This is a genomic window from Mycobacterium scrofulaceum (genome assembly GCF_002086735.1).
Classification (GTDB): domain Bacteria; phylum Actinomycetota; class Actinomycetes; order Mycobacteriales; family Mycobacteriaceae; genus Mycobacterium; species Mycobacterium scrofulaceum.
On record NZ_MVIJ01000009.1, the window covers coordinates 42,225 to 60,916 of the forward strand.

General features: G+C 67.5%; 24 protein-coding genes and 1 tRNA gene. 12 read left to right on the plus strand and 13 right to left on the minus strand.

All coding sequences use genetic code 11. The features are described from left to right. Positions 1–11: 11 nt before the first annotated feature. Positions 12–106: transfer RNA gene (locus BST44_RS08165), tRNA-Sec, on the minus strand. A gap of 19 nt (positions 107–125) precedes the next feature. On the opposite strand from BST44_RS08165, the gene selD reads away from it, so the two are divergent. The 7 genes from selD (at position 126) to BST44_RS08200 (ending at position 6,068) form a co-directional block, all read left to right on the plus strand. Beyond that, entirely contained in the window at positions 126–1,127 is a 1,002-nt protein-coding gene (gene selD / locus BST44_RS08170) for a selenide, water dikinase SelD (RefSeq protein WP_439330705.1), read from the plus strand. A 60-nt stretch (positions 1,128–1,187) separates the two neighbouring features. After that, a complete protein-coding gene (locus tag BST44_RS08175; protein WP_083176469.1) occupies positions 1,188–2,174 on the plus strand; it encodes an LLM class F420-dependent oxidoreductase in 987 nt (328 codons plus the stop codon). Positions 2,175–2,352: 178 nt separating this feature from the next. Continuing rightward, the gene (locus BST44_RS08180) at positions 2,353–3,282 is read left to right on the plus strand and encodes an SRPBCC family protein (RefSeq protein WP_083176471.1); all 930 of its coding nucleotides are present in this window, start codon (positions 2,353–2,355) and stop codon (positions 3,280–3,282) included. Next, positions 3,279–4,451 (plus strand): zinc-dependent alcohol dehydrogenase, encoded by a 1,173-nt coding sequence (locus BST44_RS08185; protein ID WP_083176473.1) that lies wholly within the window; start codon positions 3,279–3,281, stop codon positions 4,449–4,451. The genes BST44_RS08180 and BST44_RS08185 overlap by 4 nt, the downstream gene beginning before the upstream one ends. 28 nt (positions 4,452–4,479) lie before the next feature. Further along, complete coding sequence (locus tag BST44_RS08190) at positions 4,480–5,034, plus strand: type 1 glutamine amidotransferase domain-containing protein (RefSeq protein WP_083176475.1); 555 nt, start codon at positions 4,480–4,482, stop codon at positions 5,032–5,034. A 99-nt stretch (positions 5,035–5,133) separates the two neighbouring features. Continuing rightward, the gene (locus tag BST44_RS08195) at positions 5,134–5,823 is read left to right on the plus strand and encodes a HemK2/MTQ2 family protein methyltransferase (RefSeq protein WP_083176477.1); all 690 of its coding nucleotides are present in this window, start codon (positions 5,134–5,136) and stop codon (positions 5,821–5,823) included. Beyond that, positions 5,820–6,068: a CDGSH iron-sulfur domain-containing protein gene (locus BST44_RS08200; protein WP_244184755.1), complete on the plus strand. Its 249-nt coding sequence runs from the start codon at positions 5,820–5,822 to the stop codon at positions 6,066–6,068. Before BST44_RS08195 ends, BST44_RS08200 begins: the two co-directional genes overlap by 4 nt. Here the strand turns inward: BST44_RS08200 and BST44_RS08205 are convergent. Genes BST44_RS08205 through BST44_RS08230 form a run of 6 tightly spaced genes read right to left on the minus strand, consistent with a single transcriptional unit; the run spans position 6,016 to position 11,618 of the window. Then, the gene (locus BST44_RS08205) at positions 6,016–7,035 is read right to left on the minus strand and encodes an iron-containing redox enzyme family protein (RefSeq protein WP_083176647.1); all 1,020 of its coding nucleotides are present in this window, start codon (positions 7,033–7,035) and stop codon (positions 6,016–6,018) included. The genes BST44_RS08200 and BST44_RS08205 overlap by 53 nt on opposite strands. An 18-nt stretch (positions 7,036–7,053) precedes the next feature. Further along, on the minus strand, positions 7,054–9,288 hold the full coding sequence (locus tag BST44_RS08210) for a SpoIIE family protein phosphatase (RefSeq protein WP_083176479.1): 2,235 nt from the start codon (positions 9,286–9,288) through the stop codon (positions 7,054–7,056). Further along, on the minus strand, positions 9,285–9,911 hold the full coding sequence (locus BST44_RS08215) for a SpoIIE family protein phosphatase (RefSeq protein ID WP_083176481.1): 627 nt from the start codon (positions 9,909–9,911) through the stop codon (positions 9,285–9,287). The genes BST44_RS08210 and BST44_RS08215 overlap by 4 nt, the downstream gene beginning before the upstream one ends. Continuing rightward, positions 9,904–10,314, minus strand: coding sequence for an anti-sigma regulatory factor (locus BST44_RS08220; RefSeq protein WP_083176483.1), 411 nt, complete (start codon positions 10,312–10,314; stop codon positions 9,904–9,906). Before BST44_RS08220 ends, BST44_RS08215 begins: the two co-directional genes overlap by 8 nt. Continuing rightward, entirely contained in the window at positions 10,304–10,693 is a 390-nt protein-coding gene (locus tag BST44_RS08225; RefSeq protein WP_055399935.1) for an STAS domain-containing protein, read from the minus strand. Before BST44_RS08225 ends, BST44_RS08220 begins: the two co-directional genes overlap by 11 nt. A gap of 22 nt (positions 10,694–10,715) precedes the next feature. Next, positions 10,716–11,618, minus strand: coding sequence for an STAS domain-containing protein (locus tag BST44_RS08230; RefSeq protein ID WP_007166647.1), 903 nt, complete (start codon positions 11,616–11,618; stop codon positions 10,716–10,718). Between the two features lie 162 nt (positions 11,619–11,780). On the opposite strand from BST44_RS08230, the gene BST44_RS08235 reads away from it, so the two are divergent. After that, on the plus strand, positions 11,781–12,149 hold the full coding sequence (locus tag BST44_RS08235; RefSeq protein WP_142274404.1) for an STAS domain-containing protein: 369 nt from the start codon (positions 11,781–11,783) through the stop codon (positions 12,147–12,149). A 192-nt stretch (positions 12,150–12,341) separates the two neighbouring features. Continuing rightward, positions 12,342–12,842 (plus strand): DUF6328 family protein, encoded by a 501-nt coding sequence (locus BST44_RS08240; protein WP_083176650.1) that lies wholly within the window; start codon positions 12,342–12,344, stop codon positions 12,840–12,842. Here BST44_RS08240 and BST44_RS08245 read toward each other — a convergent pair. Next, positions 12,810–13,502, minus strand: coding sequence for an HAD family hydrolase (locus tag BST44_RS08245; RefSeq protein WP_083176487.1), 693 nt, complete (start codon positions 13,500–13,502; stop codon positions 12,810–12,812). The two genes, BST44_RS08240 and BST44_RS08245, sit on opposite strands and share 33 nt — an antisense overlap. 200 nt (positions 13,503–13,702) lie before the next feature. On the opposite strand from BST44_RS08245, the gene BST44_RS08250 reads away from it, so the two are divergent. From BST44_RS08250 to BST44_RS08260, 3 genes are all read left to right on the plus strand, one after another. Then, positions 13,703–14,020, plus strand: a complete 318-nt coding sequence (locus tag BST44_RS08250; RefSeq protein ID WP_083176489.1) for an MraY family glycosyltransferase — start codon at positions 13,703–13,705, stop codon at positions 14,018–14,020. An 84-nt stretch (positions 14,021–14,104) separates the two neighbouring features. Next, entirely contained in the window at positions 14,105–14,395 is a 291-nt protein-coding gene (locus tag BST44_RS30630; RefSeq protein WP_208619750.1) for a hypothetical protein, read from the plus strand. Between the two features lie 76 nt (positions 14,396–14,471). Then, positions 14,472–14,774: a DUF4193 domain-containing protein gene (locus BST44_RS08260; protein ID WP_083176491.1), complete on the plus strand. Its 303-nt coding sequence runs from the start codon at positions 14,472–14,474 to the stop codon at positions 14,772–14,774. A 42-nt stretch (positions 14,775–14,816) separates the two neighbouring features. Here the strand turns inward: BST44_RS08260 and BST44_RS08265 are convergent, their stop codons facing one another. The 5 genes from BST44_RS08265 to BST44_RS08280 form a co-directional block, all read right to left on the minus strand. Next, the gene (locus BST44_RS08265; protein ID WP_142274405.1) at positions 14,817–15,389 is read right to left on the minus strand and encodes a hypothetical protein; all 573 of its coding nucleotides are present in this window, start codon (positions 15,387–15,389) and stop codon (positions 14,817–14,819) included. A 384-nt stretch (positions 15,390–15,773) separates the two neighbouring features. After that, positions 15,774–16,367, minus strand: coding sequence for a hypothetical protein (locus BST44_RS29460; RefSeq protein ID WP_142274406.1), 594 nt, complete (start codon positions 16,365–16,367; stop codon positions 15,774–15,776). 115 nt (positions 16,368–16,482) lie between these two features. After that, on the minus strand, positions 16,483–16,842 hold the full coding sequence (locus BST44_RS08270) for a hypothetical protein (protein ID WP_083176495.1): 360 nt from the start codon (positions 16,840–16,842) through the stop codon (positions 16,483–16,485). A 17-nt stretch (positions 16,843–16,859) separates the two neighbouring features. Then, positions 16,860–17,672: a hypothetical protein gene (locus BST44_RS08275; protein WP_083176497.1), complete on the minus strand. Its 813-nt coding sequence runs from the start codon at positions 17,670–17,672 to the stop codon at positions 16,860–16,862. Positions 17,673–17,732: 60 nt separating this feature from the next. Beyond that, the gene (locus tag BST44_RS08280; RefSeq protein WP_083176499.1) at positions 17,733–18,692 is read right to left on the minus strand and encodes an NgoMIV family type II restriction endonuclease; all 960 of its coding nucleotides are present in this window, start codon (positions 18,690–18,692) and stop codon (positions 17,733–17,735) included.

An 18,692-nucleotide genomic window follows, 5' to 3' on the forward strand; every position in this document is an offset into this window, starting at 1 on the left:
CCGGGGAAGTATGGCGGAGGCGGACGGGAATCGAACCCGCCAGCGGCAGCGTCTGCCGTTCGACGGTTTTGAAGACCGCGCCGGTCACCAGACCGGACACGCCTCCTCGGACCATGGCGACAATTATGTATCCCGTGACCTACCGACTGACCCAGTACGCCCACGGCGGCGGCTGCGCATGCAAGATCCCGCCCGGCGAGCTGGAGGAGGTGGTTCGGGGGCTGGGCGTGAGCGCGCCGCGCGACCCGGCCGGCGAGCTGCTCGTCGGCCTGGACCATGGCGACGACGCGGCCGTCGTGCGGATCGAGGGCGGCACGGCCCTGATCGCGACGACGGACTTCTTCACCCCGGTCGTCGACGACGCCTACGACTGGGGCCGCATCGCGGCCACCAACGCGCTGTCCGATGTGTACGCGATGGGCGGGCGCCCGGTGGTCGCGGTCAATTTGCTCGGCTGGCCGCGCGACGTGCTGCCCTTCGAGCTGGCGGCCGAGACGCTGCGCGGCGGGCTGGACGTCTGCGCCCTGGCCGGCTGTCACTTGGCCGGCGGGCACAGCGTGGACGACCCCGAGCCCAAGTACGGGCTGGCCGTGACCGGGATCGGGGACCCGAACCGATTGCTGCGCAACGATTCCGGCCGGCCCGGCACGCCGCTGTCGCTGACCAAGCCGCTCGGCGTCGGCGTGCTCAACAGCCGCCACAAGGCCACCGGCGAGCGCTTCGAGCAGGCGATCGCCGCGATGACCACGTTGAATGCGGCCGCGGCCGCGGCGGCGCTGGCCGCCGGTGTCGAATGTGCCACGGACGTCACCGGATTCGGCCTGCTCGGGCACCTGCACAAGCTGGCGCGGGCCAGCGGCGTGACCGCGGTCGTCGACGCCGCGGCGGTGCCCTACCTGGAGGGCGCGCGGGAGGCGCTGGCGGCCGGCTATGTCAGCGGGGGCACGCGGCGCAACCTGGACTGGGTGGCCCCGCACGTCGACCTGTCCGCGGTCGGCGAGGAGGAGGCCCTGTTGCTCGCCGACGCGCAGACCTCCGGCGGGTTGCTGATCGCGGGCGAGATCCCGGGCGCGCCCGTCGTCGGGGAGCTGATACCGCGCGGCGAGCACACGATCGTGGTGCGCTGACCGGCCGGCGGTTTGCGTCGCGCGCGTTACGCCGATGACGAATCGGGTAACCCTGGCGGTATGACGAATTTCGGCTACACTCTCATGACCGAACAGAGTGGACCCAAAGACCTTGTGCGGCAAGCTATTTGCGCCGAAGAGCGGGGCTTTGACTTCGAAGTTTGCAGCGACCACTTCTCCCCCTGGCTGACGTCGCAGGGGCACGCGCCCAACGCCTGGACGGTGCTGGGGGCGGTGGCGCACGCCACCGAGCGTGTCGACCTCTACACGTACGTGACGTGCCCCACCATGCGCTATCACCCGGCCGTCGTCGCCCAGCAGGCCGCCACCGTGCAGATCCTCTCCGACGGCCGGTTCACGTTGGGCCTGGGCACCGGCGAGAACCTGAACGAGCACATCATCGGCACGGGGTGGCCGACCGTCGAGCGCCGGCAGGACATGCTGCGCGAGGCGATCAAGATCATCCGCGAGCTGTTCGGCGGCCACCTGGTGAACTTCACCGGCGACTACTTCCGGGTGGACTCCGCGCGCCTGTGGGACGTCCCCGAGGTTCCGGTGGGCATCGCGGTGGCGATGGGCGGCACCAAGGCCATCGACCGATTCGGCCGGCTGGCCGACCACTTCGTCGCGGTGGAACCGGACGGGGAGCTCGTCGACGCCTGGCACGCCGCGCGTCAGGCCGCCAACCTCGCCGGCGGCGGCCGCGTCGTCGGGCAGATCCCGGTGTGCTGGGACCCGGACCGCGACTCCGCCATCCAACGCGCGCACGACCAGTTCCGGTGGTTCGCCGGCGGTTGGAAGGTCAACGCCGACCTGCCGACGCCGGCCGGTTTCGCCGGCGCGACCCAATTCGTTCGCCCCGAGGACGTCGCCGATTCCATCCCGTGCGGGCCCGACCTGGACGCGATCGTCGAGGCCGTCCGGCCCTACTGGGAGGCCGGATTCACCGACGTGGCGCTGGTGCAGGTGGGCGGGGAATCGCAGGACCTCTTCCTGTCCGAGGCCGCGGAACCTTTGCTTGCCGCGCTGCGTAAGGCAGCAAACTAATCCGACGTTTGGCCGGTAACTGCCCGGGTATCCGGCTGCAATCGTGCTCGCCTGCTCTGCGGGCCGGCGTGGCGCGCGGATACCGGCTAGCAGCGCGATTACCCGTTGACCAGCAAAGCGGCTGTCTTGCAGCGACTTTGCCCGACATGTGTTCGCCGCAAGGCAAGGAGAGTTGACGATGGGCGATCGATCCGCCAGCACCACTTCCGCGTTGGTCAAGGCACTCAGCGGCGCGAGCTTCGGGCTGGGATTGAGCGAGTTGGTGGTCCCCGGAAAGGTTGCTGCGCTCGCCGGTGTCGACGACACCGCCCGGTCGCGCCGGGTCATCCGCGCGCTGGGCGCCCGCGAATGCGGCCATGGCGCGGCGCTGTTGGGCGGTCCCGACAAGCTGGTATGGACCAGGGTGGCCGGCGACGTCTTGGACGTGGCGCTGTTGGCGGCCGGGGTGGCCGCCCGCGGCCCGGGCCGGCGGCGCCGGGGCGCCATCTCGGCCGTGCTGCTCACCGGCATCGGGGGGCTGGACCTCTACACGGCGTTGCGCACGGCCGGCGGCGGCGGCCGGCACCTCAACGGGGCCCGGCACCGGACCCTGCGCGCCGCGGTCACCGTGCGGCGCCCGCCCGAGGAGGTCTACCGGTTCTGGCGCGATCTGGAGAACCTGCCCCGCTTCATGCACCACCTGAAGTCGGTCACCCCGGCCGCCGACGGCCAGTCGCACTGGGTCGCCAACGCCCCCGCGGGACAGTCGGTGCGGTGGGACGCGCAGATCACCGAGGACGATCCCAACAGGCGGATCGCGTGGCAGTCGCTGCCCGGCTCGGCGATCGAGAACGGCGGCAGCGTCGAGTTCACACCGACGGCCACCGGCGACGGCACCGAGGTCCGCGTCAGGATCGGCTACCACATCCCCGGCGGCCTGTTCGGCAAGGCGGCGGCGACCCTGTTCGGTGAATCCCCCGAGCAGCAAGTCAGCGACGACCTCCGCCGCTTCAAGCAGATCCTCGAGACCGGCCAGGTGCTGCGTTCGGACGGATCCCCCGAGGGGACGGCCTCGGCCCGGCAGATGCACCAGCAGCCCGCGCAACCGAACGAAGGAGCAAGCGTATGAAGGCCACCGTCTGGGCGGGCCGCAACCGCGTCCAGGTCGAATCGGTTCCGGACCCGAAGATCCTCAACGACCGTGACGCGATCGTCCGCATCACCTCTACGGCGATCTGCGGGTCGGACCTCCACCTGTACGACGGCTACATCCCCACCGTGAAGCACGGCGACGTGCTCGGGCACGAGTTCATGGGCGAGGTGGTGGAAGTCGGCAAGTCCGTCGAGAACCTGGCCGTCGGCGATCGGGTCGTGGTGCCGTTTCCGATCGCGTGCGGGGCATGCTCCGCCTGCCGGCGCGACCTGTACTCGCTGTGCGAGAACTCCAACCCGAACGCGGGCATCGCCGAGAAATTCATGGGCCACTCGCCGGCCGGCCTGTTCGGCTATTCACACATGCTGGGCGGATTCGCCGGCGGCCAAGCCGAATACGCGCGGGTGCCGTTCGCCGACGTCGGACCGCTGAAGATCGAGGACGACCTGACCGACGAGCAGGTCCTGTTCCTGTCAGACATCCTGCCCACCGGCTACATGGGTGCCGAGATGTGCAATATCACCCCCGGTGATGTGGTCGCGGTGTGGGGGGCCGGCCCGGTCGGCCTGTTCGCCATCATGAGCGCATATCTGCTCGGGGCTTCGAAAGTCATTGCCGTCGATCGAGTTCCATATCGGCTCGAGTTGGCCCAGAAGATCGGCGCCACGCCGGTCAACTTCGCCGAGACGTCGGTTCTCGAGGAACTGCGCGACATCACCGCCGGGCGGGGCCCCGACCACTGCATCGACGCCGCCGGCATGGAGGCGCGCAGCGGTTCGGGCCCGGTGGACGCCTACGATCGCGTCAAGCAGGCGGCCCGCCTGGAAACCGAACGCCCGCAAGCGATTCGCGAGGCCGCGATGAGCTGCCGCAACGGCGGCACCCTCTCGATCGTCGGGGTGTACGGCGGCCTGATGGACAAGTTCCCCATCGGCGCGGTGATGAATCGATCGCTGACCATCAAGACCGGTCAGTGTCACGTGCACCGCTACATGCGCCCCCTGTTGGAGCGGATCCGCAAGGGCGACATCGACCCGACCATCATCGTCAGCCACCACCTCACCCTCGACCAGGCGGCGCACGGGTACGAGATCTTCAAGAACAAAGAGGACCGCTGCACGAAAGTCATCCTGAATCCGACGTAGCCGAAAGATTGCTGAAGGGGAGATAGTCATGGCAAACGAATTGAAAGGCAAGAAGGTCGCGATTCTGGCGGCCGACGGCGTGGAGAAGGTGGAACTCGAACAACCGCGCGCGGCGCTCACGGACGCCGGCGCACAAGTCGAGCTGCTTTCGCTGAAAGCCGGGGAAATTCAGGCCCGCAATCACGATCTCGAGCCGGCGGGTACCTTCAAAGTCGATCGGGCGGTGTCCGACGTCGCGGTGTCCGAATTCGACGGGCTGGTGCTTCCGGGCGGCACCGTGAACCCTGACAAATTGCGGATGGACGATTCCGCGGTCGCCTTCGTGCGGGACTTCGTCAGCTCCGGAAAGCCGGTCGCCGCGATCTGTCACGGCCCGTGGACGCTGGTGGAAGCCGGTGTGGCAGAGGGCCGGACGCTCACGTCGTATCCGTCCATCCGCACCGATCTGCGCAACGCGGGCGCCAAAGTGGTGGACGAGGAGGTCGTCGTCGACGGCAATCTGATCTCCAGCCGCTCACCCAAGGACCTCCCAGCCTTTTGCGCGGCCATTGTCAAGCAATTCGCCCATGCGCCTGCGAGTTAGCGGAGAAAGGCTTTTCTGCACGCCGTTTGAAGCCATCGGTTTGCGGGCATTACACAGGCCATGCAGTGATCGCCGCGGCGATCTGTCGAAAGGCCAAAGTTGACCACAACATATCCAGGACCCGCTGTCTCGGCTGCTGCCAACGTTTATCGGCCGCAAGACGATTCCCGCCTGCTGGTGGAAGTGATGCGGGAAAGCTCGCTCATCCCGGGACGGCGAGTTCTCGACCTGTGTACGGGTAGCGGATTCGTCGCAATCGCCGCCGCCGAAATGGGTGGCGCGGACGTGACCGCCTTCGACGTCTGCCCGCACGCCGTGGGCTGCTCCCGCGGCAACGCGGCCGCCGCCGGCGTCAACGTCGACGTCCGGAAGGGGACCTGGAGCGACGCGCTGGAATGCGCGCCGTTCGACGTTGTCGTGTCGAATCCGCCGTACGTGCCGACACCTCCCGACGGCGACACGGAATACATCAGCCCCAGTGCGGGCCCGTCGTGGGCCTGGAACGCCGGACCCGACGGCCGGATGTTGCTGGACCCGCTGTGCGAAGCGGCGCCGAAGTTGCTCTGCGACGGCGGATGCCTGCTGCTCGTGCACTCGGCGCTCGCCGGTGTCCAGCAGTCGCTGGACTCGTTGAAGTGGGCCGGCATGGACGCGAAAGTCGTTGCCTCGAAATGGATACCGTTCGGTCCGGTGATGACGGCGCGGGCGCGCTGGCTGGAAGGTGTCGGCTTGATCCCCCGCGGTCGCCGGGAAGAGGAGCTGATCGTGATCCGGGCGGACAAGCGGTGAGCGCCACCCGGGTGCAGGTGGTCCCGGGCGGGCCGGTGCTGGTGTCCGGCCCGGTGCGCATCGAGATGCCCAACGGGGAGGTCGTCGAGTCCGACCGGTTCATGGTCGCGATCTGCACCTGCCGGCGCAGCGAGAACTACCCCCTGTGCGACACCAGCCACCGCAGGTGCCGGAATCTGGGGCGCCGAGCCGCTAGTCCAGCGCCCTCCGCAGCGACGTCCGATCCTGCTGCCACGACGCCATAATCGCGTCCGCCAAACGGTTTTCGACCGCGGCGTGCGCGCGGATCCCGAACACGACGTCGCGATCGAGCTGCGGCTCGCGGGCGACCAGGTCCCCTACCACGTCGATGCGCACGACGTGTTCGTGCACCGCGTCGGCCTCGACATGCTCGGCGTAGAACTCGATGCAGGCCGACGGCGCCCCCATCCGCTGCAGCGCGCCCACCATCCGCCGGGATCCCGGCGGGGAGGTGATCTCGGTGGACGCGAAGTGTCCGATCGCCGCGCCGCGCAACTCGCGGTGCAGTCCGAAGAGCGACATCAGGTTGACCGCCGCCAGCGCCTCGGCGGTCACGACGTCCGCGTACGCCAGATAGCTGGTGTCGAGGTTCGCGGCGGCCATCAGGTCGGCGAACAGTTGCTGGTGCAGGCGTGGGCCCTGCCCGGCGCCGTATTCGTCGAATTCGACTGCCACGAAAGCGGCTTTGGCGACACCCATCAGGCGCGGGATCGCCCACGCGTGCGGGTCGCCCTCCTTGAGGTGATACACCGACCGGTGCACGAAGTATTCACGCATCTGCTGCCAGGTCCCGGTGTCGCGCAGGTAGTACGACGGGCCGGTGCCTTCGGCCGGCTCGGACGCGATGGCATCCATTTCCGCGGCCGCCGTCTGGTCCGGCGCGATGGGCCCGACGTCGCGGCGCACGCCCGCCAAGAAGACGCGCTCCAGTTCGCCACGCAGCGCGAGCAGCGCGGGATTCCACTCCCAGCTCGGGTCGACGCCCGCGAAGCCGCGGTAGTGCAGCTCGTAGCACATGCACAGCGCCAGCTGCAGATCCAGCCCGTAGGGATCCGAATCGCGGACGGACGCGCCGATCCGGGTCAGGTGGTCGTGTGACGGCGGCCCGGTGAGAGCGCGACGAACGGCGGTCGACAGCGGCCCGTGTGCCGCCGGCAGGGCGGGTTCGGTCGTGATTGATGCGCGGGTCACGCCCACGACTACCCGCTATCAGGGGCCCACAAACGGTGGGGTGTCAGCGCCGGCCGGCAGCCGGAAGCTGATGTCGGCGGTCGTGCCGGTGGGCGCGCAGTCGAGTTGGATTGCGCTGCTGAGCGCTCTCATCAGCAACAAACCCCGCCCGCCATCGTCCGGGTTGGGGGCCGGCGTCTTCCACGAGCCGTGGTCGGTGATCCGGGCGCGGATTTCCCCCTCGGCGAGTTCGGCGTCGAGCACCATCGTGCCCACACGCTGGCCTGCGTAGGCGTGCTCGACGCAGTTCGTGCAGGCCTCGTTGACTACCAGCACGATGTCTGCGGCCGATTCGTCCGGCACGCCCGCGGTGCGCAACCAGTCGGCCAGCCTATGCCGGATTCCGACCAACCGCTCTGCGCTGGCCTCGGTTTCGATCCGCAGCGGGGATTGCTGATGCCGGTAGATCACCATCGCCACATCGTCGTCATACCCCGCCGGCGGAGCCAGCCCACGCAGCACCGCATCGGCGACCGAATCCAGCTGCAGCGTCGTCGTCTTCACCAGAACCGCTGCGGCGCGGTCGATCCCGTCGTCGATGGACTCGTGTTTGCGTTCCACCAGCCCGTCGGTGAACAGCATCAGGGTGGAGCCCGGCGGCAACACGCGACTGCTCTGCGGGCGCGGTTCCGGGCGGCGGACCGCGAGCGGCACCGACGCGGCATCGGTCAACATCGTGATCGTCCCGGGTCCGGACCCGACGAGCACGGCGGGCATGTGGCCGGCGTTGCTGTACTGCAAAACCCCGGATTCGGTGTCCAGGATCGCGAGAAAGACGGTGGTGCAGTAGGCATTCGGGATGAGCGATGCCGCCGAGTCGAGCTGCTCGAGCAGTAGCGCGGGCTCCGCCCCGTTGATCAGCAGTGCGCGCGCCGAGCTGCGCAGCTGGCCCATGACCGCGGCCGCCGGCAGCCCACGACCCACGCAGTCACCCACGACGATGCCGATGCGGTGATCGCCGATCGGCAGCACGTCATACCAGTCGCCGCCGATCTCCAGCGGCGGGACCGCGGGCTCGTAGCGCACGACGAACCCGGGCGGGGGCTGCATCGTCGGCAGCAGGGCGCGCTGCAATGTCAGCGCCGTCTCGCGGGCGCTCTCGAACTGGCGGACATGCTGCATGGCCAGGCTGAGGTGGCCGATGAGGACGGTGATCAGGAGCCGGTCTTCGGCGCTGACCCAGCGTGGCGTGCGCAGCTCCAGCCACAACGCCAGGTCGCCCGCGCCGGAAAGCACCGCCACCAAACCCTGTGCCTTGCCGGGGTTCTCGGGCCGTTCGACCGTCTTGGCGGTCAGCGGAAGCTGATGGCGCGCGTCTTCGAACGTGTGACGCAACCACGGATCCAGCCTGCGCCAAGAGGTTTGGGACGTCTCGCCCGCCACCTGGACGGTCGGCTCGCCCTCGCCGCTCGGCCAGGAGATCGCGACCACCCGTTGCACGTCGATGGCCGTGCTGCATTCGTCGAGGGTGATGGACAGCAGCTCGTCGACGCTCTTGGCCACCGCCACCGCCGTGGCCAACCGCAGGACGGCGCTCTCGCGCGCGGCGAAGGCCCGTTCGGCGGTGATGTCGCGCATGGTCCCCACGAAGACGCCTTGCTCACTGCCGCTGCCCTGAACGGCGTTGATGCTCACCGTCACCCACACCAGGTGCCCGTCGCGATGCCGGATCGGTGTCTCATAGGCGGTGGTGCCGATGCTCTGGACCAGGGCCTGCTGCTGCCTTGCGCCCTGTTGGTCCACCAGCCACGGATGTGGCCACCGGTAGGGCAGGCCCTCGGCGGGATAGCCGAGGATCTCGATCAGCGCGTTGTTCATCTCGATCACGGCGCCCTGGTGATCGGCGACGAAGAACCCCTCCTGCAGCGAATTGACCAGCGCGGTGCGGAATTTGTCGCGGTCGGCCAGCCCCTCGGCGCGGGCCCGCTCGCGTGCGTAGCGCCTGGTGCCGTCCAGGAAGCCGCGGGTGGCGATGTCGAGCGGGACGAGCATCTGCAACAGGAACTCCAGCGCGATCGGCGCGTCGATCCGGACGTCCTCTGCCACTTCGAGGATCAGCTGGACGTGGCGCTCGATGATGGCGAGCAGGCTGACCTCTTCCTGCAGGGCCCGCCGCCCGAGCTCGTAGGCGACGGCCAGGCTGTCCTCGTCACGCGCCTGCAGGTAGCCGCGCAATGCCGCGGCGTACTGGGCGTGGAAGTCGTCGTCGCTCACGTCGACGCTCCCCGATGGCGGGCGGTCAGCACCATCGCGTCGTCGGTTTCCTTGGCGTCCTTGCCCAGCAGCTCTTCGGCTATCGCGACGGCGGAGGCCGCGAAGTCGACGTGGTCGAGGTAGTCGCCGGCGATCCCGTCGGTGCTCATCACGAGCAGGTCGCCGGGGCGGATCGAAACCACCTGCGCCGGACGGACTTCCGGGATGCGGTAGCCGACGATGCCCGCGGTCAGGCGCGCGCTGGACCGGATCTGGACGCCGGTCGCGGACTTGGCCACCAGGTCGGCGGTCACGTTGCCGACGCCCGTCCAGGTCAGCGTGTTGGCCGCGAAGTCCACCCGCGCCAGGGTCATCGCGACCCCTCGGGTGCCCTCCAGCACCCGGTGGCAGAGCTGGACCAGGACTTCGAGCCGCTCGGAGCCGGAGCGTGTAACCGCGTCGATGGCGCGCAGCGCCGCGGCTGCCGCCTCCGGACCGTGGCCGAGGCCGTCCACCACCCCGAACAGCGCGGCCTCGCCGTCGATGTCGACCGCGAGGCCCCGGTCACCCGAGATGTACTCGCTGGGCAGCGGGCGACCCGCCCGCGCCCATTCGATCGGCCCGATGCGGCCGTTCTCATGCACGGGGCGGCACCCATTTCCACATTTCGACGACCGTCCCGCGGCCGAGCGCCGACTCGACGAGCAACCTGTCCATCAGCCGGCGCGAACCGGGCAGGCCCATCCCCAGCCCCCGGCCGGTCGAGTAGCCGTCCTCCATCGCCCGCTCGATGTCGGCGATGCCGGGTCCCTGATCCTCGGCCCGCACCACCAGGGCCTTGCGCCCGTCCCGGTCGGCCACGAACACCCGGACGGCGCCGCGACCGGCGTAGCTGGTGATGTTGCGCGCGATCTCGGAGATCGCCGTGGCGATCATCGTGACGTCGGTGAGGGAGAATCCCAGATCGAGTGCGAGTTGGTGGCCCGCTTTGCGGGCTTCGACGATGTCGTCGGGGTGGTCGATGTCGACGACGATGTCAGCCCCCACCGTCGCGCCCGATCGTCGGTTTACGCTGCCCCAGTTGGCGATTGAGCAGGGCCAGGCCCTCCTCGAGGTCCAGCGCCGTATTCATGTCGTCGAACGCCAGGCCCAGCTGGACCATCGCGAAGGCCACCTCCGGCTGCAGGCCGACGATGACGGTGTCCGCGCCGCGCAGCCGGGTCATGTGCGCGATCGTGCGCAGCGACCGGGCCGCGAAGGAGTCCATCACGTCGATCGCGGTGACGTCGACGATGATGCCCTGCGCGCGGAACCGGCTGACCCGCTCCATCAGGTCGTAGCGGAGCCGCTCGGCGTCGGAGTCGCTCAGGGCGGCCTGCACCGAGGCGATCAGGATCGCACCCTGTTTCAGGATCGGTACCGGCATGGGGCGCTCGCGTTCCTGATGTCTAGCCGGTCTGCTCGCCGGTGCGAGAGACCTCGTAGCCCAGCAGGCGCTCGGCTTCCTCGATGCCGCCCTGCAGGTCGCCGACGGCGTTCATCTTCGACAGGTCCAGCCCGATCGTCACCAGCGTCAGCGCGATCTCGGAGGACAGGCCGGTGATGATCACGCTCGCCCCCATCAGACCCGACGCGTCGACCGTCTGGACCAGGTGGTTGGCCACCGTGGAGTCGATGGTCGGCACGCCGGTGATGTCGATGACCACCACCTTGGCGCGGTTGGCGCGGATGGCCCGCAGCAGTTGCTCGGTGACCTGGCGGGCGCGCTGGCTGTCCAGCACCCCGATGATCGGCAGGATCAGCAGCTGTTCGCGCACCTGCAGCACCGGCGTCGACAGCTCACGGATCGCCTCCTGCTGCTGGCGGATGATGCGCTCGCGTTCCTGCACGAAGCTGACCGCCACGGTGTTGGCGATCCGGTTGGCCGCCGGTTCGTAGGCGTCCAGCACCCGGTTGAGCATCTCGAACTCGGTCTGGTACTTCTCGAACAGGGAGCGCGCCAGCACGTCGCGCAGCAGCAGCACGATGCCGACGACCTCGTCGGTCTCGACGCCGCGGGGGATGATGCGTTCGGACAGGTCACGCGCGTAGGCCTGCAGCGCCTCGACGCTACCGGTCTCGAGCACCTCAACGTAGTTGTCGTAGACGGCCGTCGCCTCGGAGAACAGTTCCTCCGGCGTCATCGCGGTGAGCAGTTCGGCCTCGGTGATCCTGCGCGCCCATTCCTCGCGCAGGACGGTCCGGTTCTGCCGAAGATGCTGGACGAGCTGGGGCAGCAGGCCCTCGCTGGAGATGCTGATCGCCTGCGCGGTGGCACCCGCGCCGCTGAACTCCGCCGGCGAATGTGACATGTGGCCTCCCGACTGCCGGTCCGGGCCCCGCCCCGTGCAGGCTCGATTTTGCGAGACTAGCGTGGGTTGTCGCGAGGCAGGTGTTGAGGGCATATTCTTCTCGCAGTTCGCAACGCAGGCTAGGCTTGCACCACACTTAGAGCCCAGGACAAAGGACCGCCGTTGTCAGCTCCCGATTCGATTACCACGTTGGTCGAGGACCACGATGGGGTGTCCGTGGTCAGCGTCAGCGGCGAAATCGATCTGGTCACGGCGCCGGCCCTGGAGCAGGCCATCGGCGCGGTGGTCGCGGAGAATCCGACGGCACTGGTGATCGATCTGTCCGCGGTGGAGTTTCTGGGCTCGGTGGGGCTGAAGATCTTGGCGGCCACCTACGAGAAGCTGGGCAGCGCGACGGGGTTCGGGGTGGTCGCGCGGGGTCCGGCGACCAGGCGGCCGATCCACCTGACCGGGCTGGACAAGACCTTCCCGCTGTACCCGACGCTGGACGACGCGCTGACCGCGGTGCGGGACGACAACGTCAGCCGCTAGCGAGTTGCGCGGCGCGGTGCCGCCGCGGTTGGGCGCCAACGTGTTTGGCCGAATTGCCGGCGTCCCGTTGCGAACATGAATTCCCGTCTACGGGCGCGCAATGCGATTCGCGTTGCACAAGCCGGCGAGGACTATCGCGACCCGGGTGGCGAAACGGCGCCGGCGCACGCGATGGGTGCGATGATCACGGCTATGGACGTCGATAATCCCCAAGACGACCAGCGGTGGGACAGCCGCGAGCGTGGGGAAACCGAAATCCAACGGCTGGACCGCAATTGGAACAACCTGCTGCAAGAGCTGCGGGTTGTGCAGACGGGCGTGCAGCTGCTCACCGGTTTCCTGTTGACGCTGCCGTTCCAGCAACGTTTCGACATCCTGGTCCCGTCGATGCGCAGCCTGTATCTCGCGACGGTGGCGTGTTCGGTCGGCGCAACGGTGCTGTTGATCGCCCCGGTCGCCATGCACCGCCTGCTCTTCCGGCGCCACCGCCTCAAGGTGCTGGTGTCGGCCGCGCACCGCTGCGCGTACGCCGGGCTGGCGCTGCTCGGCCTGGCGCTGACCGGGGTCACCGTCATCGTGTTCGCCGCCGTGGCCGGCAACCGCCCGGGGCTGGTCGCGGGAGCGTGCGCGGTGACGCTGTTCGTGCTGTTCTGGTCGCTGCTACCGCTGCTGCTGCGCACTCGCGGCATGTAGCGCGAGTTCGGCGATGCGGGTCGCGTCGAGATGGTCGAGCAGGCCTTGCGGATCGGCGAATACCGGGGACGAGCCCGCCGCCTGCAGCTCCTCGCGCGCGATGCCGCCGCTGAGCAGCCCGATGCAGGGCAATCCGGCGCCCGCCGCGGCGTGTGCGTCCCACACGGCGTCCCCGACGAACACGGCATGGTCGGCATCAACCCCGGCCCGGTCGAGCGCGACCCGCACGATGCCGGGCTCGGGTTTGGCGGTGTCGACGTCGCGCGACGACGTCGTTTCGGAGATGACGTCGTCGCAGTCGAGCACCTTGCGCAAAATCTCCAGCTCGTCGTCGGGCGCCGAGGTGGCCAGCACGACCTGCAGCCCGAGCTCGGCGACGCGGCGCAGCAGGGCCCGGGCCCCGGGCAGGGGCGCGAGCAGCGGGGTGCTCTCCCGGTAGTAGCGGCTGTGGCCGTCACTCAGCCGCTCCTGGACCTCGTCCGGCGCGTCATGGGAGAGCGTTCGCACCAGCGTGGAGCCGTCCATGCCGATGCAGCGGTGGATCTGCCAGGCGGTCACGGGCAGCCCCTCGGCGTCGAAGGCGCGTAGCCACGCGTAGACGTGCAGATAGTTGGAGTCGACCAGGCTTCCGTCGACGTCGAACAAGACGGCGGGTTTCATCTGCGCGGCATACCCATACCGAGGCCGGCTGACACCGGGACGCCGTCTCGTTTGGGTTGGCGGGCGGCGGGTAACCGCGATGTGATCCGCGAAACGGTTGCGGTTCTGCAGTAGCGGCATGGCCCCTGTTGTCGCGGCGTCCCGGCCGGTAGGCCGCCAACCGCGCGAATCAGCCCGGCAGACAATAATTCTCGCGAGGAGTGACGTTGGATTTCGGCAAAGGTGACCCGGTCGATCACCAACGGACCGCCCGTCGGCACGCGGGCGAAACCGTCACCTACGGCGCGAACGCGCCCGGCCTGGCCGGTTCGGCCGTCGCGGTGGTCGCCCTGACCGTCGGCTTGTTCGCGTTGGCGACGGGTCACGCGCCGGCGGGCTGGACGGCCGTGGTGCTGGCCGCGGTGCTGGGTGCCGCGAGCGCCGTGTGGTTGGTGCGCACGCACCGGCGGGTGCGCGAGGCCGAGCTGGCCTGGCACGCCGCCAATTCCGATGAGCCCGCCCCGCCGCCCGCAAGCTGAGCAATGTGAGCTAACGAACACCGCCCCGAGGCCGGCCGCCGGCCGAGACGTTTAATAGCGCCGCTGACCGGGTAAAAGCGGATCATGGTCGCGCCCGTTTCGTTGCGAGCAGCAAACTATCCAGTCGAGCACGAGCTGGAGTTTCCGGTGCTCGGCCTCGTCGCCGTGGTGGTCTGGGCGGTCAGCCTGGCGATCGGGTTGGTCGAGCTGCTGCTGGGGCACGAAGGGGTCGCGATCGCGGCGCTGCTGGTGTCCGTCGTCGCGCCGTGGCTGGGGCTGGCGCTGGCCCATTACCCGGCCGCGGTCAGGCGCTTGCGGCGCGTCGATCCCCGACGGCCGAACTTTTTCGGACCCGCCGGTGTAACCCGCGCCTGAACGGGGTACTGCCTGCGCCAACGGGTGGGTACAGGAAAGTGCGTCAACCCGGGCTCATGAGCAGGAAGGAACCGCCATGCCGACCGCAAGCGACTATGACGCACGCCGGGTCTCCGACACCGAAACCCAGGACAAATCGGCGATTCGCGAGCTGGCACCAACGCTGCAGGGACCCGCCACCGCGGTGGTCGACGAGGATCCCAACGACGTGCACTTCTTCGAACTGCCCGGCGCCGACCTGTCCGGTGAGGAGCTGTCGGTGACGGTGATTCCTCAGCAGTCCGACGAGTTCACCTGCTCCAGCTGCTTTCTGGTGCAGCACCGCAGCCGGTTGCGCAGCTCGAACGCGGGCGTGTCGATCTGCGCCGACTGCGCGTAGCGGCGTCACGGCCGGGCGTGAGTCGTTGGCCCACAGAATGATTCAGGCCTGCGCCCACTCGCGTTCACACACCGCGCAACGCCGGGTGACCATGGCCCAGCCCGGTTCGTCGCGGGCGGCTACGCGGATCAGGTGGGCGGAGTTGTCGCCGCAGCCGGGGCAGGCGCAGACGGCCCGGTAGGCCTGGACGGCCTGGTCCGCCATCAGGCGCAGATTCTCCGCGCGGGAGAACGGCACGATCGCCAGCGGCTCGGGGCGGGGTGGGGGATGCGGATTGTCGAACCACAACAGGCCGCACGTCACCGTCGCCACCGCGGTGAAGACTGCCAGGATCATGGTGGGGATGTCCCACGGCCAGTTCGGCGGGATGGGCGTCACCACGAGCACCACCAGCACGCCGCAGACCAGGGAGCCGACGATGGTGCCGGGTCTGGCGAACCGGTAGCCGCCGATGTTCAGGTCTTCCCACGCCCGGATCTCCTGCTGACGCCGGGCGATCTCCGCCAGGGTGGGGTGGGTGCGCGGCACCGGCGCCGCGCGATCAGCAAATTCAGTGGACGATCGGCCAACCCGGCGCGGCCCCCCCTGCCCGGACGACGGGCTCACCAGCGCCATGCGGGAAAAGCTTAATGGCAATGCCGCGACGCCGCAGTGTCAAACTTTGCCGCCGACGTCATGCCAGCTAACACAACTGGGTCGGGGTGGCGGGATTTGAACCCACGGCCTCTTCGTCCCGAACGACGGCGACCAGGTGAGATGGCTGACGGGGGCTGATAATGGTTAAAAGTGGATAATGCCTGCTAAGCAGCGGTTCTCCATCAAGAATCCACAGTCATTAGCAACTGCCGTCCGATGGGAAAACGTACCGGCCTGCGTACTGCATCGGGCGACGATGACAACATCCCAGGTGACAGTGACCGACCTCGGAAAGGGCCGCGAGCCTGGCCGCGCCGTTGCGCCGTCCGGTCGCATCAGGCGGGGATGCTTGGGTCCTGCCTTTCAGGGCAGTTGGGTTGAGTCTCGTTTGGCTAACAGTTCTGTCGGGTACGCGTCGTACAGGCGTTTGATTTCGTCTGCGGTCGCCTTGACGGCGCACGTAATCGGATCGGGTTGGTTTTCACTTTTGACCGATTCGTTCCAAACTTCGACGCCTTCAGCCACAACTTTGAAAACCAGGCGCTCAACGCTGATGTACGCGCTGCGAAGGGTCTCCGTAGGCAGCGTGGGGGCTAGGACGCGCAGTTTCTGCGCCGCAAGGATTGCTGGTTCGATGAGTGGCCTGGCCGCTTGCCACTCTTCAGTCGTAATCGGTCTACCCGACCGGACCCGTTCCTCCGCGTACCAGACGAACGACTGAACAGAGGTCGCAGCCGCCAGCAGTGCGTCTTGCGCTTCACGTAGCTGAGTGATTTCGACATCGCGCCGCCGTTGCGCCGCTTGCAGTTCGGCGCTTTGGCGGTTGACTTGGGCTTGGAGTTCGGCCGCGTAATGAGTTGCGCCTCGTCCGACATGTGCGCCGACTAATCCGAGGATTCCAGCGAAAATCGCGTTTCCGACTGGGATTCCGATCAATGTCACGATCGGAAACCACACTGTATGGTCCATCGACCTCAGCAACCCGCCAGGCCGCGTCGCCTACGTTCTCGTGTTTTCGACACCGCGATCACAAGCCAACTCCGAGCCGCCGGGGACCGGCGTTGACTTGTCACTACGTCACATGCAGACGGCGCTGCACGATCTGCTGGAACCCATCGTCACCCAGCGCGCCGTCGATCTGCATTTCGATCCACGGCTTAACGGTGTCGGGCCGCAACGCAGTCGTCATATTGTGCTCACCAACGAGACCGAGTTGCTCGTCCAACTCGGTTGTGAGGGCATCCACAATCACTTCTGGCGCTCCCTCGAGCTTCTGGGCCACGACATCATGCACATCAGCGCGAGTCACGGTGACTCTTGGGAAGTTCTCGATTTCATCGAGGCGCTTACTCAACACCTCGTCGGGGTTCAGCGACCGGAGTATGTCGATGTAACGATGGCGTGCATCCTGCGGGTTTGCAGCGTGCTTCATGTGAGTCCCACCTCGCTTTATGAGTCCAATATAGGTGCTGACGGCAAGTCATCGACGATAGCTACAGCAGCGGTTTCAGCGGCGTCGCGGACGTAGTCGGTGTTGAACACCGGTGCTGTTAGCGCCGCGTTGTACGGCCTGTCGATTGCTATCACACCGATGATTGAAGCACCGCCCACCGACATGATCGGGACTGCGACGATCTCGGCGTACTTGTGCATGATTCGAACGAACTCTTCGTAGGTGAAGTCTGAGCGGTCGTCCGCCGGTAGTAGGTCGAAGTCTTGCCTCGTCGGCTGGGTAACGCCCTGAAAGCGCCCTGCGATTGGCGACCAGTCCTTGTACTGCCATCGCCGCGTGGCGAGGCAACGACCGATTGCGCCCTTGCCAGACTCCCACGTCACGCTTGAGGGTTGAGGGAGGCCGTTCACCCGGAAACGCTCGACGCGATGTAGGACGCTCTTGCGGCGAAACGGCCACAGGTGGCGACGCAGAGCGATGTGCTTCTTGACCGTGAAGACACTGACACCAATCGTCAACACATCGATGCTCGTCGAAGCAGCGGTCACGGCAGCAGCGGCTACACACGCCTTGTATATCCGCGTTCGCGCCTGAAACTTGCGACCCTCGGTCGCGGCTTGGAACACTCCTCTCGTGTTCGTGATCAGTGTGCCGATCGCAACCACGCCGACCACTACTATCGGGAGCCACGCTGGCTTCTCGTACTTATGAAGGGAAAGCAGAACCTGCAGTACGAGCAACGCGGCGGCAGCTACGGCCAGAACCAGCTTGAGGGTGATTACTAGCCAACGCGGCAGACGAGGCTTCACCGAATCCAGCTCCCTTCGAGGTATTTGAGGCGACCATGGCGTAACGCGCCGTCAGCGGTCTTAGTCGGCGGGCACACGAATTACCTCGTGTACCAGTTCGTCAAAGTCCCGAAGACGCTTCTGCCTCATCAGGCGGTTGAACGTTTGGCCCGGAGACCAGCGAGCCGGGTTCCTCCTTCGCTCCGCGACGGCGGCGATCGAGGCGGCGAGAGCAGACAGGTCGAGGTGATACACGAAGTCAACCGCGCCTGAACCATCGGCCAGAATGCGCAACATAGCTGGTCGAGGCTCGATGGTGATGACGCCGAAGTGGGGCATCCGACCACGCCGCTGTGAGACCAGCTTGTTTCCCTGTGAGACGCAGTCCTGCGCGCGATCGGTCCTGAGCGACCACTTCGACGACAGCCCGATCGCAAGCTCATCCAACTCGCCCGCGTGCGGGATCGCCACGGAGACATCGATCCTCAGCAGTGACTCAGTTGGCATCTGCTCGCCCAAGTCGCTAACGAGTGCGGCTTGCTGGGCGGTGCTTGCAATGAGTCGCTCCAAGTCCCTCTCGATGCGCGAACGCGCCCGACCCAGGTCAGCCGCCCGGACACGCTGGCTGAGATCTGCAACAGTCGGCCCCAGGTCTTGAAAAGTTCTTCTGAACTGAGGAAACACATCCAGGTGCTGGTACTGAGCGAACTCATACGCATGCCTCCCACGCTCGATGCGTAGCTCAGGACGCAGAGGTTTCAGGTGCTCGACGATCTGCTCTTCCAGCTCGTTACCTGGATCGGCTGGGGCGATTTTGTCCCGCGACACTCCGAGCGTGTCCAACAACGCCCGTCCAAGTTCAACCGACAGAGGGTCGTGCGCGTCTGACATGTTTGGTTTGTCTGACGGCGTGTCAGGCTGACGCTCAACAGGGCGGTAGCCGCAGAGCGCGTATGTGAACGGGGCGGGCATCTGCTCGACATTGCCGGCAATGCCGGCAAGTCGAGCGTGTGACACGTCTGCTCCGAGAGAAAACTTCAC